The organism is Pseudoalteromonas sp. A757, assembly GCF_004103285.1.
Taxonomy (GTDB): domain Bacteria; phylum Pseudomonadota; class Gammaproteobacteria; order Enterobacterales; family Alteromonadaceae; genus Pseudoalteromonas; species Pseudoalteromonas galatheae.
The window spans coordinates 15,765-33,535 of sequence record NZ_QNQN01000067.1 but is presented as its reverse complement, the minus strand read 5'-3'; the positions used below and the strand labels follow the sequence as shown (position 1 = coordinate 33,535).

Annotated in this window: 12 protein-coding genes; 5 read left to right on the top strand and 7 right to left on the bottom strand. The window is 45.5% G+C overall.

The features are described 5' to 3' along the window. Position 1: 1 nt before the first annotated feature. From DRB05_RS10200 to DRB05_RS10185, 4 genes are all read right to left on the bottom strand, one after another. Entirely contained in the window at positions 2–697 is a 696-nt protein-coding gene (locus tag DRB05_RS10200) for a DUF1080 domain-containing protein (protein ID WP_128726845.1), read from the bottom strand. A gap of 201 nt (positions 698–898) precedes the next feature. Continuing rightward, positions 899–2,116 carry an MFS transporter gene (locus DRB05_RS10195; RefSeq protein WP_045964393.1) on the bottom strand — a complete coding sequence of 406 codons (1,218 nt, stop codon included), beginning with the start codon at positions 2,114–2,116 and terminating at the stop codon, positions 899–901. 14 nt (positions 2,117–2,130) lie between these two features. Then, positions 2,131–3,186, bottom strand: a complete 1,056-nt coding sequence (locus DRB05_RS10190) for a sugar phosphate isomerase/epimerase (RefSeq protein WP_128726844.1) — start codon at positions 3,184–3,186, stop codon at positions 2,131–2,133. 7 nt (positions 3,187–3,193) lie between these two features. Beyond that, positions 3,194–4,354 carry a Gfo/Idh/MocA family oxidoreductase gene (locus tag DRB05_RS10185; RefSeq protein ID WP_128726843.1) on the bottom strand — a complete coding sequence of 387 codons (1,161 nt, stop codon included), beginning with the start codon at positions 4,352–4,354 and terminating at the stop codon, positions 3,194–3,196. A gap of 157 nt (positions 4,355–4,511) precedes the next feature. Between DRB05_RS10185 and DRB05_RS10180 the strand changes: the two genes are divergently transcribed. Beyond that, positions 4,512–5,246 carry an AraC family transcriptional regulator gene (locus DRB05_RS10180; RefSeq protein ID WP_128726842.1) on the top strand — a complete coding sequence of 245 codons (735 nt, stop codon included), beginning with the start codon at positions 4,512–4,514 and terminating at the stop codon, positions 5,244–5,246. Here the strand turns inward: DRB05_RS10180 and DRB05_RS10175 are convergent. Together DRB05_RS10175 and DRB05_RS10170 are read right to left on the bottom strand one after the other, a co-directional pair. Beyond that, positions 5,226–6,086, bottom strand: a complete 861-nt coding sequence (locus DRB05_RS10175; RefSeq protein ID WP_128726841.1) for a BadF/BadG/BcrA/BcrD ATPase family protein — start codon at positions 6,084–6,086, stop codon at positions 5,226–5,228. The genes DRB05_RS10180 and DRB05_RS10175 overlap by 21 nt on opposite strands. Then, entirely contained in the window at positions 6,083–6,829 is a 747-nt protein-coding gene (locus DRB05_RS10170; protein ID WP_128726840.1) for a copper homeostasis protein CutC, read from the bottom strand. The genes DRB05_RS10175 and DRB05_RS10170 overlap by 4 nt, the downstream gene beginning before the upstream one ends. A 384-nt stretch (positions 6,830–7,213) precedes the next feature. Here DRB05_RS10170 and DRB05_RS10165 point away from each other — a divergent pair, with 384 nt between their 5' ends. Together DRB05_RS10165 and DRB05_RS10160 are read left to right on the top strand one after the other, a co-directional pair. After that, the gene (locus tag DRB05_RS10165) at positions 7,214–10,198 is read left to right on the top strand and encodes a TonB-dependent receptor (protein ID WP_128726839.1); all 2,985 of its coding nucleotides are present in this window, start codon (positions 7,214–7,216) and stop codon (positions 10,196–10,198) included. Between the two features lie 144 nt (positions 10,199–10,342). Beyond that, complete coding sequence (locus DRB05_RS10160; protein ID WP_128726838.1) at positions 10,343–13,183, top strand: discoidin domain-containing protein; 2,841 nt, start codon at positions 10,343–10,345, stop codon at positions 13,181–13,183. A gap of 93 nt (positions 13,184–13,276) precedes the next feature. Here DRB05_RS10160 and pheA read toward each other — a convergent pair whose 3' ends face one another. Further along, positions 13,277–14,431, bottom strand: a complete 1,155-nt coding sequence (pheA, locus tag DRB05_RS10155; RefSeq protein ID WP_128726837.1) for a prephenate dehydratase — start codon at positions 14,429–14,431, stop codon at positions 13,277–13,279. Between pheA and DRB05_RS10150 the strand changes: the two genes are divergently transcribed. Together DRB05_RS10150 and DRB05_RS10145 are read left to right on the top strand one after the other, a co-directional pair. Beyond that, the gene (locus tag DRB05_RS10150; RefSeq protein WP_128726836.1) at positions 14,418–14,777 is read left to right on the top strand and encodes a hypothetical protein; all 360 of its coding nucleotides are present in this window, start codon (positions 14,418–14,420) and stop codon (positions 14,775–14,777) included. The two genes, pheA and DRB05_RS10150, sit on opposite strands and share 14 nt — an antisense overlap. A gap of 20 nt (positions 14,778–14,797) precedes the next feature. Further along, complete coding sequence (locus tag DRB05_RS10145) at positions 14,798–17,761, top strand: EAL domain-containing protein (protein ID WP_128726835.1); 2,964 nt, start codon at positions 14,798–14,800, stop codon at positions 17,759–17,761. The last annotated feature ends 10 nt before the right edge of the window (positions 17,762–17,771 follow it).

Sequence of the window (17,771 nt, the reverse complement as noted above, 5' to 3'; positions counted from 1 at the left end):
GTTACAGCTCCTTGATCTTAATGTTTTTGAACCAAACTTTGTCGCCGTGATCTTGCAAGCCGATGTGGCCTTTTTTACCTTCAGCAAACCCTTGCCATGTTGCAAATTTACTGTTCTTGACCAAAGCATCCCAAGTGGTGCTGCCAATCACGATACTCGTCGTGCTTACACCATTTTGCCAAACTTGTAGGTGGTTATCTTGCAGCTTAATACGAACTTGGTTCCAAACTTCAGCAGGTTTATGTGCCGTACTTGGCGCGGCGAACAGGTCATAAATAGAACCTGCAAGGTGAGAGTCTATTTTATTGTCTGGGTGTTCTTTGTTATCTAGAATTTGGATTTCTGGGGCGTGGGAGTATATAGCTCCACCTTTTTCATCCGCCAATACAAAGATCCCACTGTTGCCTTTTTTAGAAATCTTCCAATCGAGCTGGAGCTCAAAATTCTGATACTGTTTTTTGGTCAGAATATCGCCGCCACCACCTTGGGTAAGTGTCATCGCGCCGTCCTTAACTTGCCACTGGCTATTTAGGCCGTCACTTTTAAAGTTGCGCCATTGCGACATATCTTTGCCATCGAAAAGCAGTTGCCATCCGGCTTGTTGTTCTTGCGGGCTCAATTGGTTGTCAGTTGTACTAGCGCAAGCCGCACAACTAACGGCCAATGCCAGCGTTAGTATTTTTATAGAGTTGAGCATATTGGAACCTCGTCTGTTCACTTTTTACTTGTTGCTACATATACCAATTAGTCTTAATACTTGCTCAATTTGAAGGAGCAAATCTGACGCTAACTGCGTTAAAAATTTCTCATTTAGAACAACTAAATAGCAATATTTTCGCCTTGTTATCGACAAGATTTTCTCGCCTCAAAATAGATCACTTAATTAAGCGAATTGGTATTACGCGTATTTCTCAACGCGTTTATTTTTATTGATATAAAGGTAAAGGCCGATAAAAGCGGCTATGAGAATAGCTGGGAATAACAGGATATTTTCAAGCACCGCTTGACCTGCAACTAGTTCTGATTGCTGCGCAGTTAAGTTCGCCGCTTGGGCTTCGAGTCGCGCCGAATCAATCCAACTACCAATTACTGGATTCCACATGCTGACAGCGAACATCCCCGCACCGCCCATTAAAGACATACCAAGTGCGCCTGTTTTTGGGGTGTATTCAGCAACGCAGCCCAGCATGGTTGGCCAAAAATAAGTGACACCCAAGGCAAATAATATTGCGGCCAAGTAGATTGCTGACCCTTGTGCTTGGCTCATCATGAAAATCCCCGCGGTTGCCAATACCGCAGAGCCGAGTAATACGCCTGTTGGATTAAAACGGTGGACTATTGGGCCGGCAAAGAAGCGACCTAATGCCATCAAGCCTGTGATCAGTGCGAGGATCATCATAGGAGAGGCGCCTGACGCTCCCAGTATGCGTTCAATCCACTGTTGTGTACCAAGTTCAGTTGTTGCTGTTAAGGTCATACAGCAAATTAAAAATAGGTAGAGCGGAGAAAACAGGTGCTTGAGATTGCTGGTGGTGGAATGATCTGTGCGGTCAAATTCAGGAAACTGTGACTTGACCATCATCGCTCCATAAATCAGCGTTGGAATTAATATCAAAGCAACTTGCCATTGCCAATTAAAGCCAGATGCAGTCATGGCATTCGATGCCAGAGCACCAATCACAATGCCGCCTGGAAACCAGACATGGAATCGGTTGAGCATAGTCGTGGTGTTTTTCGGATACATTTCGGCAATCAGTGGATTACAGCCAGCTTCCACTGAACCATTCGCAAAGCCGATTAAAAACGTCGAGATCAGCAGTAACCAAAAACCATCAGCGGTAATGGTTAAAACCAACCCAGCAAAGTGGCAAATAAAGGCGAGGGCAACTAACTTTTTGGCGCCAATGGCGTTGTAGATTGCACCACCTAACATGGTTGCGACGGGAAAGCCCAGAAATGCCATGGCGTTAACCCAACCAAGTTCCGTATCTGACAGCCCAAATTGCTCACCTAATTGCCCCAAAATACCTGCGCGAATAGCGAATGTCATCGATGTGACGACCAGTGCAAGGCAACAGAGCTGAAACACGGTCCGATTATGATTATTATTATTCATGGTCGTAGTCCTGTTTATTTTATGCCGAGGATTTGATTATTGCGTTCGGTATCGGTGCTACTTCCTGCAAAATCATCGAAGGCTTTTTCGGTTGGTCTTATCAAGTGCTGTTTGATAAATTCAGCACCTTCTTTGGCCCCATCTTCAGGGTGCTTAATACAGCATTCCCATTCCAATACAGCCCAACCATCAAAACCGTACTGTGTTAACTTACTAAATATTTTCTTAAAGTCGACCTGTCCGTCACCTAATGAACGAAACCGTCCTGGCCGTTGTTGCCATCCTTGGTATCCGCCGTAAACACCGCAGCGGCCATTGGGGATAAATTCGGCATCTTTTACATGAAACGCTTTGATACGTTCATGATAGATGTCGATAAACGCTAAGTAGTCCAATTGCTGTAAAACAAAGTGACTTGGATCGTAAAGAATATTGGCTCGCGGGTGATTATTCGTCGCTGCTAAAAAGCGCTCAAAAGTCACGCCATCGTGTAGATCTTCACCCGGATGAAGCTCATAGCACACATCCACGCCAACCTCGTCAAAGCGGTTTAAAATAGGCAACCAGCGTTTTGCGAGCTCCTCAAACCCTTGTTCCACTAAGCCATTTGGACGTTGTGGCCACGGGTAAAAGGTATGCCAGAGCAAGGCGCCAGAAAAGCTTGCGTGACTGGTTAGCCCAAGCTTAGCGCTGGCACTGGCTGCTAGCATTAGTTGCTCTGTGGCCCACTCCATTCGAGCCTGAGGAGAGCCATGCACTTTTGCTGGTGCAAAACCGTCAAACATTTGGTCATAAGCTGGGTGCACCGCCACTAATTGACCCTGCAAATGGCTTGATAGCTCTGAAATAGTAAGGCCATGCTCTGCGGCAATACCAGTGATCTCGTCGCAATAATCTTGGCTTTCAGCGGCTTTTTGCAGATCGAACAGTCGCTGTTCCCAACTTGGTAGCTGAATACCTTGATAACCTAGGTTACTTGCCCACTGGCAAATACTATTAAAATTGTTAAATGGCGCCTCGTCCGAGACAAACTGCGCGAGAAAAATAGCGGGTCCTTTAATTTGCTTCATTCTTATTTTATCCAATAGTAAAGGGGTGCCACTTAGTGTCTTTTGCACTAGCTGCGACCGCGTTTTCAATAAATGCCATGCCACGGACTGCAGCGTTAATACTTGGCACGTCAAATTCTTCGTGTTGCACATTGGTTTGCTGCTGATGTGCACGAATAAGGTTGGCGAAATTAAGGTAGATATTTGCAAATGCTTCCAGATATCCCTCAGGGTGACCGGCTGGCACACGGGTTGCGCTAATGGCTGCTTGGCTAAGTGAGCCCACTCCTGTGCGGATCAACTGAGCTGGAGCATTTGCCGCACGTAACCACAAACTATTAGGTTCCATTTGTGACCATTCGATACTAGCTTTGTCACCATAGATTTTTAAGGTGAGATTATTTTCTTCGCCAAGGGCTATTTGGCTTGCCATCAACACGCCCTTAGCACCGTTACCAAAGCGCAGTAATACTGTGCCGTCATCGTCGAGCTGTCGGCCGGACACAACCGTGTTTAAATCCGCACAAAGCGCCTCTATCTCCAAACCACTCACATATTCGGCAAGGTTCGCTGCATGTACGCCGATATCGCCCATACAACAACTCACGCCAGACTTGCTTGCATCTAGTCGCCAGCTGGCTTGCTTGCTGTTTTCGTCATCAGCACTTGCAAGCCATCCTTGACTGTATTCAACGACGACTTTGCGTATTTTGCCAAGTTCGCCATTTGCGATGCGGTGGCGTGCTTCTTTCACCATCGGATAGCCGGTATAGGTGTGTGTTAATCCGTACAAGCAATTGCTCTTTTGAAGCTGTGTTTGTAGACGTAGAGCCTCAGATAAATTGAGCGTTGCAGGCTTATCACTCAAGACGTGAAAGCCGTGTTCGATAGCGGCTGTGGCAATCGGAAAATGCAAATGGTTTGGGGTCACGATGGCAACAAAGTGGATGCGCTCCGACTCTGGTAGTTCCGCCTCTTGTTGTAAGAGTGCTTGGTAGCTGGCATAGCAACGTGATGGGTTAAGCCCGAGTTGCTGGCCCATTGCTAGGCTTTTGTTTGGATCGGCGCTAAATGCGCCTGCAACAAGTTCAATTTGACCATCTAAACGCGCAGCTATGCGGTGCACTGCACCTATGAAAGCGCCTTCTCCACCACCGATCATGGCCATGCGGATTTTGTTATTATCCATCGTTTAGCTCCGTCGAGTTATCGAGGTAAGTTAATCTGATGTTATTGATAATAGGTAACAGTGGCGCCAAAGTGATAATAAAAATTCGGTTGACAATGCAACAAAATCGGCGTTTAAAATAAATTATTATAATTATAAAAAGGCGGTAATTAGGGCAATGGAAGAGCAAACAATATTGAATAAAGCTGGGGTAAATCAATTGATTGCAGCTTTTGACCTGATCCCAGACATTCTCTTTTGGGTCAAAGACACAAAAAGTAGAATAGTGCATGCGAACCAACACTTTGTTGAACATCAGGGCTATAAAACCCTAGATCAAATCTTACTGAAAACCGATTTTGACTTTTCACCGCAACACTTGGCATTCCAATACGTTAACGATGATAAACGAGTGATGGAAGGCTTTATCGTGACGGATAGATTAGAACTCAACCAAACCACAAATGGGGAATTGGCATGGTTTTCCACGTCAAAAAAAGTGCTACTTGACGGCGAAAATGCGATTATGGGCACTTATGGTGTTACGCGACATCTAGCGAAAACGTCAAAGGCGTTGTCTCACGTAAGAGCCATTGAAGCGCCCGTTGAATTTATTCGGGCGCATTACCATCGTCATATTTGTATCGAAGAATTGGCGGAACTTGCTCACCTTTCAGTAAGCGCACTGGAGCGCAGATTTAAAAAGCATTTAGCCAAAACTCCCAATCAATTTATCAACGAAGTAAGATTGGAAAATGCCCGTAAATTATTGGTCGAAACACGCTTACCAGTATCACAAGTCGCTTATCAGTGTGGCTTTTCAGAGCCAAGTTATTTTAGCAAGCAGTTTCGTCGTTTATTTGGTGAAATCCCGTCGCAATTACGTAAAGAGTTAACGTCGAGCGAGCGTTAACGCTGCGACTTCTGGTGGTAGTGCCGGTGTCACCAGCGTATCTGCGTACTCGGCAGCTAACCAGGGACGTATAGGCATAGCAATGCCCCCAACTAGCGCGACTTTCTGTGCCCCTAAGCTCTGCAAATGACGGACATGACGCTCTATAAATCGTGCCGCGCTACTTAAGATCTGCTCGGCATAGGGATCGTTTGGCGTGGCAAAAACATGTTGAGCAAACTGGGCAAAATACTGGGGAGTGGCGTTTAGCGTGAGTTTGACTAACTGCTCGGTACTGTGGCAATTCATGGCAGTCAAAAACGACTCAATCATCAGACTGCTAGGGGACAGTGTATCAAGCACCTCGATGGCATGCTTCACTAAACTCAAACCGATCCAACTGCCACTTGCACCATCACTGAGTAATAATCCGTGGCCACCGAACTCCCTAAATTGTCCATGCGTCACCAGACCCGCGCAAAATCCGGTGCCAAGAATGATTACACCGCCATCTTCGTGTTGATGCGCACCAAGGCAAGCTATGTGTGCATCGGTTGAAAATTGAAAACGTGCAAAAGGCGAACGCCATTGCTGCATCGCCTCACAAGCCGTCGTGACATTCGCGCCGGCAAGTCCTGCAAAAGCACTGATGTTAGCAATATCGTGATGGGGGATTTTTGCATTTGTCAGCGCTGTCATTGTTGCGCTCAACATTGACTCTTGGGCCTGATGTATTGATGTTGCTATGTTTGCAGGGCCGCTGGTGGCCTCGGCAAGGAGCTGTCCATGTTGATCCTCGAGGCGGACTTTACATTTCGTCCCGCCACCATCAATCCCTAAAAATAGCTTCGATGCTGTCATTGTATTGCCTTTTCTGATCCGGTGAGTATTGCATTAACTAGCCTTGGGCAAACTTCATCGCCATGGTGTACGCCAGAGTGAGTATGTAGAGAGAGTGGACCAAATTCACTTAAAAGCCAAAGATCCGCTGCGTTTTTCGTGTTGACCCCACCACCGATCACAACTTCGACTTCAGCATTGAGTTTTTTCAGTAAGGCAATGAGCTGACTGGTACCAAACACTGCGCCTTTGCCACTTTGCCATGTATTGCCGGCGCTTAAGACCCGCTCAACGCCTAACTCTAGCAGCGTCTCGGCCGCCTGCTGCCAGTTTGCAGCGGCGTCAAAGGCGCGATGAAAGGTGACAGAAAGGCCTAAGGATTTTGCCGTGGCAATGAGTGCTCGACAATGGTCAGCCGCTATCTCTTGGTTATCGTCTATAAAACCAAGCGCAATACCGGTTGCGCCCGCGTAAGCAATGCCATCTATCCCCTTTTGTAACTGATAGAGCATGGTGTCATCAATAAAAAAATGCGGTGCTTGGCGTAACATCACAATACATTCGCCAAAGCTTGGTAAATACTGGGCAACTGCCTGTATCGCTGTGGGGTTTGGCGTCAAGCCACCGCAACTCAGTACACCACAGAGTTCTATCCTTGTTGCCCCAGATGCAAAAGCAATTTGTGCATTTCGCTGCAACAAATGAGGATTATCGCTGCTGAGGCATATTTCCAAGTTTTTACCTGAATAGTTTGCCGAATTCATATTTCACTCTTGAAGTTGAATAATTTTAAAGTTTAAAATGCTTAGTTTTGAATATTTAATTAGTTTAATAAAAACATTTGGTTACACATGTTTGGAACGTTTTTAAATTGCCTGATATAGAAACTAATAATGAGTTTTTATGTTAATCAGACTATAAACCAAGGAAATTGAAATTGGATCTTTTTTTGACCTAAACGCCGATTTTGTCTTAGTGCAAACCGAAATTTTATTATCACTTTTTGTAGAGCGCTCCTATTCTGAACGAGTGTTTCACAAACTATTAACCCCTATAGGGAAACAAAAAAGGGTCGTCACAAAGTCATGCGTCATGGAGCAGCAAGGGACGTCGTGGCTTTACAAATTATAAAAAACTTGGAGATAGGAATGGCCAATAATAATAACAGACGCCACGTGACAGGAAGGTCACGGCAATTTAGCAAGTCTGCGCTGGTCCTCGCTATGTTATCAGCTACTAACTGGGCAATGGCTGAAGAAACTGAAAAAGAGGAAGCGCAGGAAATCGAAACGATTGAGGTGCGCGGGATCCGCGCATCTATGGCCGAAAACTTGGCGATTAAGCGTTTATCAAACGCGATTGTGGATGCCATTACAGCAGAAGATATTGGCAAGTTTCCCGATAAAAATGTGGCGGATTCACTGCAACGCGTACCCGGTGTGGTGATTTCTCGTAGTGGCGGGGAAGGGGAAAACGTCAGTATTCGTGGCCTTTCCTCTGATCTTACTTTTACGCAGTTAAACGGCAATTTTATCGCTTCTTCTCCGGGCTCGCCGTCGCGCTCTTTTAGTTACTCTTTGTTGCCTTCTACCATGGTGCAATCGGTTGAAGTGTTTAAGTCTTCTGAAGCGCGTTTAGATGAAGGTGGGGTCGGCGGCACGGTTATTCTACACAGCCGTAAACCTTTGGATATGGAGGCAAATTCTGGGGCGTTGAATGTTGAATATACCTACGCTGATGTGACTGAAGAGTACGAGCCTAATTTTAGCGGCGTTTATTCTTGGAAAAACGAAGAAGAAACCTTTGGCTTGCTAGTGGGTTATACCAAACAAGACCGCACCAACCGCTCTTTAGGCGGTGATATGTCGGGCGGTGGCGGTTGGCGTTGGGCAACAAGTTCAGACTTGTCAGCAACGGACACGGCGGGCAATGTGATTGCCGATAGTACACGTCGATTTGCAGCGTTAGAAGATGCTTATGGTAACGTTTATGATGGTGTTTGGGCACCGCAAGTTGCAGGTGTTGGGGTAACCAAAGAAAAACGTGAACGTCAGGGGTTACAAGCCACCATTCAATGGCGTCCAATAGATGATTTATCTTTAACATTCAATCATTTTCATTTTGAGCTTGGGCAAAATCGCACCACGTCACAAATGTGGATCCCAGAGTGGAAGTACAACCCAGATTATCTTACCGGTATTACCCTAGACGAGACCGGTACGATTGTGACTGGCATGGACTTTACCAGTGGCGCTGGTGGCACTGAAGGGAATCTTGAATTTCCTTGGATCATTGGTAGTTATACGGTAGAAAAAGATACCTCGGATACCTACGACTTTGCTTTTGAATATGCTGGTGACTTATATGATTTGCGCGGTAAATTTGGTCACACTGAAGCCAGCGGAGGACCTTCAGAATCTTGGAGCGCGGCGTATAAAAGCGGCCAACCTGCGAGTCGCAGCGATTCCGGACAGGTTGAAAACGCCGCTTCATTTGCAGGGTGGCGATTAGGCGACAGAGTGTCGTTGTACGCCGATCCCGCTTTGCTGTCTAACCTTCAGGCTGGTATTGCCGGCGATCCCGATCCGGGTTCGACAGGTTCAAGCTTTGTCGTCAGTGACTTAGAAGAGGACTATGCTCAGTTAGACCTTGATTATCGCGTCGGGTACGGCATCGTTGATACGCTGCGTGTCGGTGCTAAATATCGTAAAGCGACATTGCATCGCGAAACTAACAACACCTTCTTCATCACTCAAGATGGGGCTGACAGAATTGCCAGTGGCGAGCTTGATCCATTCAGTCAAGGTGCCATTGATGAGGTGTCTTATCAGTGGATTGGTGGTATGCCAAAACTGGAAGATATTTTGAATGCAACGTCTGAACAAAATATCCCAGGCGGTTTTGAAGTAAATACCATGCCAACGATCAATTGGGATCGATACCGCGAAATCGTGACCAGTGAATATGTTAAGCACACGCGACGTGAGCCTGATTTTGTGTTCGACATAGAAGAAGAGATCATGGCCGCCTATCTACAAGCCGATTTTTCTTTTGGAGATTTTAGAGGAAACATCGGGGTACGCTATGTCGAGACTGAAACGCAGATTATGTCATCGGATAAAATTAACTACTTTTTAGATGACATTGATGATGTCACCGAAGAGGATATCTTAGGTGATGAGCGCCTTATTGACGTTGAAACCACCACCGTGCGTACCGTAACCGACTCGCAATTTTTGCCTAGCTTCAATATTGTCTGGGATGCCAGCGACAATCTTGTTATACGAGGTGCTATCGCCAAAACGATGTCTCGAGCTCCGTTCAACGACATGGGAGCGCCCGAGCAGTTAACCTTTATCTCTCAAGAATGGGCAGACGACAGGCTCGAGTTTAGGGGGAACCCTGTGGAGCCAGGATGGAGTGGCTCAGGGGGTAACAAGGCCCTAAAACCATTTGAATCGGTACAGATGGATTTATCTGCGGAGTATTATTATGGCGAAGGATCTGCGGTTGGGATTGCAGTATTCAATAAAGACGTAGATAACTTTATCGTGCCCTTGATCATTACCTCAGTAAGGCCATTTGAAGGCTTTGATAACCCTTTTACCGGTGTTGAAATTGTGCCACCGGGTGATATTACCGTCACGCCGTTTACCACCACCGCCAATGGTACAAACGCAACCTCTCGGGGAATAGAGCTGTTTGCACAACATGCATTCGATAATGGCTTTGGTCTCAACGTTAACTACACCCTAAACGATACCAATCAGGCAGACATTAGCGTAGACGGTGAAAAGGTCGGTGAGTCTGCACTTGTCGGTAGTGCAGATAATCAATTTAACTTCTCCGCCTATTACGAGAATGACACTTTCAGTGTCAGGGCATCATATAACCGTCGAGGAGAAACCGCTCTGGGGCTTGCGGACGGGCTCACTGTATATCAGGAACCATACCAACAAGTTGATGTGAACGCTTCTTATAACTTGATGGAAAACTTGATCCTAACCGCGTCTGTGATCAACTTAACCAAAGAAGAACCGAGAACCTTTTATGGTGAAGACTCTAAAGCGAGGTTGCGCAGCAGCAGTTACACCGGCCAGCGCTACTATGCTGGGATCACCTATCGATTTTAACTTTGGCGATAACCATAAAGTAATGCAAACAGGGTGAAGTCGTGTTAGCACAACGAGAAATAATATCACGGCTTATCACCTGCTTGTGGTGCGTTTATATCAACCTAGTCACATAAGTTGGTTGATATGTAAGAAGGGATAAATATGAAAACGTTAAATAAAATAAGAAATGCAATCCCGCTCATTGCCGTTAGCAGTTTATTGGCTGCATGTGGCGGCGGGAGCGATGATCCAAAAGTTGAAGAAGTGCCAGTAACCCCCGCTGTGACGACGGCTGAAGTATCAGGTTCAGTGATAAAAGGCGCGTTGAGTCAAGCCCGCATTTCGGTGACGGCGCTCAATGGCTCTAGCATGATGATGGATGAGAATTCGGCAACCAGTCAAATGGGGGAGTTGTTTATAGAACTGACGGGGAAAGCCGGGTTTGGTATTAATTCTACCATTAAAGTGACCGCCACAACGAGCGAAGGCTCGCAGATGCGTTGCGACGCGAGTCGCTGTGGCTCAGTAGGAATTGGGGAGCAGGTAAGTGGCGATTACATTGCTGGTGTGACTTTGGCTACCTTGAGTCATGTTGCCGTGCCGTTTGGTTCAAATGCCGATGGTAGTGCTGATGCTACCTTACAAATCAACGCCTTGACGACACTAGCAACCATGCTGGTGGAGCAGCAGATTGCCGAGGGGCGTAATGTCTCTACGCCCGAATTAATGGCACTGGCAAAAGCTCAGATGTCTGCGTTATTGCTTCGGGCTCTTGGCTGGCAAACAGGGAACACTAATGTTTTTGAGTTACCTGTGGTTAGCGCTGATCAATTAACGAATTTTGAATTAGGGGAAACTTGCACAACCTCTGACTCTGGTGAGCAAAGTTGCGAGATGACGTATGTTGCTGACAGTGTGCAAAAGCTTTCCCTATTCAATGCGGCATTTGCACAGTTTGACGAGCAAGGCTCCTTACAAAGTGTCTTAAGCGACTCTGCTAGCAATCTTAGCGCCGCACTTGGCGGTGATGAAGCTGCACTTGAAGCGCTTCGATTGCCAATCTACAACGCGCTGCAAGCTCACCCATTAACGACGCAGCTAGGTCTCAGTGCCGATAGTATTATGGACTTAGCACTACCACTATTTGATGAGCCGGTATCCACCGGACCCATGCAGCAAGTCGTGACATCAGGTGCCACTATTACAGCAAGAAATGCGATTAGTGACGCCGAGAGTGCAGACAAAGCATTTGATGGCGATCCGCAAACTAAATGGCTTGACCACAATGATTGGCAGGGGCCACCGACAGAGGAAGCACCATCTTGGATCCAAGTGGATTTTCCCACTCAACAAGCAATTAGCGGTGTTTACATTACCAGTGCTAATGATGCCCCAGAGCGAGATCCAGAAAACTTCTCGTTATTAGCTTCTAACGATGAGGGCGCGAGTTGGATTAATTTGAGCAATGTGGTTGGGGCGTCGTTTGAAGCGCGCTTTGAACGTCAAGGCTTTGTATTTGGTAATGCGCAAAAATATACAAGCTACCGAATTGCAGTGACAAAAAACAAAAATAACGATGGTTTACTGCAAATTGGAGAAATTCAATTTGTTGGGCCGGTTTATCCGAGCGTTGACCATACGGATACTGAGACGTTTGCGGTCACGGCAAGCAACAGTATTGGTGAGGCAGAAAACCAAGATAAGGCATTTGATAACGACCCAACCACTAAGTGGCTGGATCATAATGATTGGCAAGGCCCACCTACCGTCGAAGCGCCTTCATGGATCCAAGTAGATTTTAATGAGGCGGTGGCGGTTAATCAGCTTGCGATAACGAGCGCCAATGATGCTCCAGAGCGAGATCCTGAGAACTTTGCCTTATTTGGCTCTAACGATAACGGAGTTACATGGCAGCAGTTGAGTAATTGGGTTGGTGAATCTTTTGAAGCAAGAGGAGAGCGCCAAAGCTTTGCGGTAGCGAATCAATTGCCATATCAAAGCTATCGCCTTGAGATCACCAAGAACAAAAATAATGATGGTTTGATGCAGCTTGCTGAGATTGAATTAATCGGCCCAGAAATCTCTGGATTAGATCATGCACAAGTTCAAGGTGCGAGTTACACGGCGCGTTTTAGTATTAGTGATTCAGAGAGCGCAGCGCAAGCATTTGATAAAAATGTTGAAACTAAGTGGCTCGATCACAACGATTGGCAGGGGCCTCCTACTGTTGAAAATCCAGCTTGGGTTCAAGTTAGCTTGCCACAGGCACAGGCGGTAAATACTTTGTACATTACCAGTGCCAATGATGCGCCGGAGCGTGACCCTGAAAACTTCCAACTTTTGGCATCTCACGATGGGGAAGTATGGCAAGTATTAAATACTTGGGTAGGGGAGTCGTTTGAATCGCGTTTTGAACGTCGAGCCTTTGCGTTTGCTAATGGCTTGGCTTACACACATTATCGCTTGTCTATCAGTAAAAATGCGAATAATGATGGGTTAGTGCAAATAGCTGAAATTGAACTCGCTGGACCTCAGTATGCACTTGAAGACTTGTCTGACTTGGCTGGAACAAGTTTTACCGCGCGTAATCGTATTGGAGATGCGGAAAGTGAACAAAAAGCGTTTGATAATGATACCGAGACAAAATGGCTAGATCACAATGAATGGCAAGGCCCGCCAACAGAGGAATCACCATCTTGGATCCAAGCTGATTTTACGGCGTCACAGATTGTGAGTGGTTTGGCTATCACCAGTGCCAATGATGCGTCAGAGCGCGATCCCGAAAACTTCCAGTTACTGGGATCTAATGATGGCGGTGAGACGTGGACAGAAGTCGCGGTTTGGGTAGGCGAGAGCTGGGATGAACGCTTACAACGAAGAGTGTTTACTTTCTCCAATGCTTTTGCCTATAGCAGTTATCGTCTAAACATTAGCAAAAATGCGAATAACGATGGCCTAGTACAGATCTCAGAAATTGAGCTCCTTGGTCTTAGCGGCGAATAGCTTGAATTAAATAAATCTCAACCAAAAAAGCCAGAATGCAATTTGCGCTCTGGCTTTTTATTTTTCTCAATGAGAGTGACTTAGTATGATCTATTATAATACATCTACGGCTTGCAAAGACTCGCTCTGGTAGCAGCCCAGTAAGCGTACAAACTGGGTATGATCTTTTAACTCTTCAAGTGCCACTTGGACTTGTGAGTCTGCAATATTGGCAAGCAAATCTACATAAAAGACTTCTTCCCAAGGGTTACCAGGTACTGGGCGTGACTCCAACTTAACCATATTGATATTGTGCTGTTTAAATACCATTAGTGCGTCGGCAAGTGAGCCTACTTGCTGTTTGGTAGCCATAATTAAACTGGTTTTAGTTGGGATTTGAGTGGACACTTGAAGTGCTTTTCTTGCTACTACAATAAAACGGCTATGGTTTTCGGTCTGATTCGCAAGGCCTGATTTCACCACTTCTAGGCCCATATTCTTACCGGCCTGTGCAGATCCAATCGCGGCACTATTTGGGTGCTCTGCTGCTTGCTTTAATGCACTAGAGGTCGAGTCGCAAGTTTCATGCTGAATATCCCCAAGGCCTTGAATAAAACGGCTGCACTGGGCAAAAGGTTGAGGGTGCGCATAAATTTTGTCGATCGCTTGTAATTCTGTGTCTGGTAAAGCTAGGAGGCAATGCTCAACGGTATGCGTTACTTCGCCCACAATGGATACTTGCGCATGTTGCAATAAATCGAACACTTCGTTGATGCTGCCTGAGCTGGTATTTTCAATAGGTAAGATACCAAAGTCCGCTTGGCCTTTCTCTACCTGCTCGGTGATTTGCTCAAAGCTTTGGCAACCCATTTCCACAAGCTTTCCGGGACGACGGCTAAAATATTTATGGCATGCTAGTTGGCTGTAAGACCCTTGCCCGCCAAGGTAAGCAACGCGATGAGTATCACCTACGGTATCGGGGTTTAAGTTCTTTTGCAGCATGGCTTGCTGGTTTAGTACAGAGTCTTCTAAAATAGTTTGGAAAACGCTATTTATATAAAATGCATCCAGACCCAAAGATTTACCATAACGGATCAGTTTCTCTAGCAGTGCCTGTTCACGCGCTTCATCACGGATTGGCTTATTGTTGGCAATTTTATACTCCAGCACGCCGTGACTGATACGGCGTCGTTTTGCCAGTAGAATTAATAACTCTGAATCTATCTCATTGATGTCATGTCTAAGGGCATCCAATGTGTTTTGTGTCATAGGTCCTCACTCCCATTTAGCCAAAAAAAAGCCTCCCGAAGTTGGGAGGCTTAGCTATTCTTTTTCACTCGCGAACAGTCAAGCCTCCTCACCTAAAGAAGCCAAAAAAGAAATATGTGTTGCGTGTGATGAAATTCATTTTTTCAAACCTTACTTTGAAATTGAATACATTATTAGCATAGAACTAAACGATAAAACAAGTACTACTTTGGATGAGTGGGCAAAAAAACAGACCTGTCTAGTAGATGGTCATACCTTCCTCGGTGCTTTAAGTAGGTTAATCAAACGTAACTTATTGGCGAGTCGAAAAATATTCTGGTATATTCAGGCAACACCACCACTGTAAATAGAAGAATAGGTTAACTTGTGGGCAATCGTCGTCCCCCATCAAGATATGGTGCAAGCTCTTTAAGTGTAAAGCTGTCGATGCTGATTTCGGCTGTGTGTCTGATCGCGGGCGTTTTTGCAGCAGCATTGATGCTAAAATCTGAAGAAAAGCAGTTAATCTATGAAGAGTATGATGAACTCAGGCGTTTTAGTGGGCAGGTGAACAATCAGTTTTCAAATTACCTTAATCTTAAAGCTAACTTGGCCGAACAAGCCAACTCAGTGGTTTCCAAACATCTACTATACGGCGTTCATGATTTATCTGGCGCACAAGCTCGCGTCGACAAGCGTGGCGAAAATTTAGCGAGCACGGCTAAAAACGGCCTCTCTGCAGCTATGTATACCGGCGATTTAAAGTTACAGTCAGTGCAAAAGTTGTTTTCTGAATCAGAATTGCTCTGGAATATTCTTGCGCCTCCACTTTTACAGGATTTTTTTAATTTTTACCTGTCTACAAGTGACGGTTTTGTTCGTGTTGCGCCTCCAAATGCTTTATTAGCGAAAGATCCAAGGCTGGTAAATAATCAGCTTCATAACTTGCCTGTTTTACATGCTGAACAAAACCCAACAAGGGAAGCTGTTTGGTCGGGCGTGTATTTTGATAGGGTTTGGAGCAAGTGGGTGGTGAGTATTTTGGTGCCTTTATACTTACATGACAAATACCTTGGATTAACGGGTAGCGACATAGAGCTGACCACTTTACTCGAAAAACTACCTAAATCTGATCACCAACAAGGATTTATCGTTTTTGATAAACAGGGGCGACTATTGGCGGCTCCTGGCCTGTTTAAAACCACCGCTGCGACCGGGCAGTTGTTAGATCACAGCAAATTACCTGAAGACTTGAGTAAAATAGTACAAACCGCACTCATTACTAAGCTGCCAAATATCCAAGATGAGTTTAGATATAAAGATAACTGGCATATTATGCACGTGACCCATATTGCCAAATTAGATTGGTATATTGGAATTTATAAGAAGCGGGCATCGGCTATCTCGGCCATTGAAGAGCTCAAAGTAAAGTTCTTTGGTTTGTTTATTCTGTATGCCATTTTTGTCGCAATACTACTGCATCAGGTTTTATACCAATTAGTGCTCAAACGCATTAATGCGCTCGTTAAAGCGGTAAAGGGATTTGGTCGAGGGCAATGGGATACACCAACTTTACCACATACCGATGATGAAATTGGGCAGTTAAATGCCTCATTTAACGACATGAGTGTGGAAATTAAGCAGCTTGTAAATGGTCTAAATCAACGCATTACAGAAAAAGAAATTGCTGAAAAGGCGGCAAACCGCTTGTCGAAAGCTGTCGCTTTCTCTGGCACAGGCGTTGTGTTGACCAATGAGCACTTTCAAATTGAGTACGTCAACCCAAAAATGCAGGAAATGACCGGCTATGATGAGCAGCATTTTATTGGCTCTCCGCTTTTGAGTATTATTTCAAAAGACATGGCAATTCTCATTGATGATATCGATATTGACTTACGCAGCCGCAATTATTGGCGTGGTGATACCATGTTAGCGGGTAATAAAGAAGCGCCTATTTGGGTCAGTTTGAGTGTGTCACCTATCCGTGAAGAAGGTGGTGCAATTTCAAGTTATGTCGCCTCAGCACAAGATATTTCGTTTGTAAAAGAAAGCCAGCGAAAAATGGAAGAGTTGGCTTACTTTGATACCTTGACCGGGCTTGCCAACCGGACGTTTTTTAGGATGCAGTTGCGTAAATCTATGGCGCTTGCTGAACGTGGTCATTACGCCTTTGCTCTATTTTACTTTGACTTAGACGAGTTTAAACGCATCAATGATACCTTGGGGCATGACGCTGGCGACCGCTTATTACTTGAAGTCGCGACGAGATTGAAAAAGCGGCTCCGTGCAGAAGATACCATTGCTAGATTGGGCGGGGATGAGTTTGCGGTATTACTGAGTGGCATCAATGAGCGAGAAAACGCCATGGAGGTTGCCAATATAATTCAAAAAACATTGGCAGAGCCGATAAAACTGGGTAATAACGAAGTGATCGTCAGTGCGAGTATTGGTATCACGATGGCTCCATTTGACAGTAAAGAAGAAGAGCAGCTGCTAAAACATGCTGATTTGGCCATGTATCAGGCCAAAGCAAAGGGACGGAACACTTACCATTTCTATAGCCAAGATTTAGATGAAGCTGCTAACGAGCGCTTATACATAGAAAACGAGCTGCGTATAGCAATTAAAGCGCAACAATTTACTCTGTACTATCAGCCACAAGTCAATAGTGAAAGTGGAGAGGTCTTAGGTTATGAGGCGCTTATTCGTTGGTTCCACCCGAGTGAGGGAAGCATTCCGCCAAGCAAGTTTATTCCGATCGCTGAAGCGACAGGCTTAATCGTAGAGCTTGGTGCATGGGTATTAGAGGAAGCCTGTCATTTCTCTCGCCGTTTAAAAGCCGCAGGCAAGACAGCCAATATATCCATCAATCTTTCTGCGAGGCAGTTTAAAGACGCGCAACTGATCAGTACGTTGTCAGATATTATTGACAGGACAGGGATGGAGCCGACTCTATTGCACCTTGAACTAACAGAAAGTATGTTAATGGGAGATGTGGAAGCGGCCATCATACAGCTTAGAGATATTAAAGCACTTGGCGTTTCACTCTCCATTGACGACTTTGGTACCGGCTACTCTTCTTTGAGTTATATTAAACGTTTCCCAGTCGACATACTTAAAATTGACCGCTCTTTTGTAAAGGATATTCCCGAAGATCCGAATGATATGGAGATCACTGCTGCGATCATTGCAATGGCGCAAAAATTAAATTTGCAGGTTATTGCTGAAGGGGTGGAGACAGAGGCTCAAATGGCGTTCTTGGCTAAAAATAACTGTTATATCGTGCAAGGCTATTATTACAGTCCGCCGTTGAGTGAAGCCGAGATTTTGAGGTTTGCCCCGGCTATGTAGTTTTGTAGCC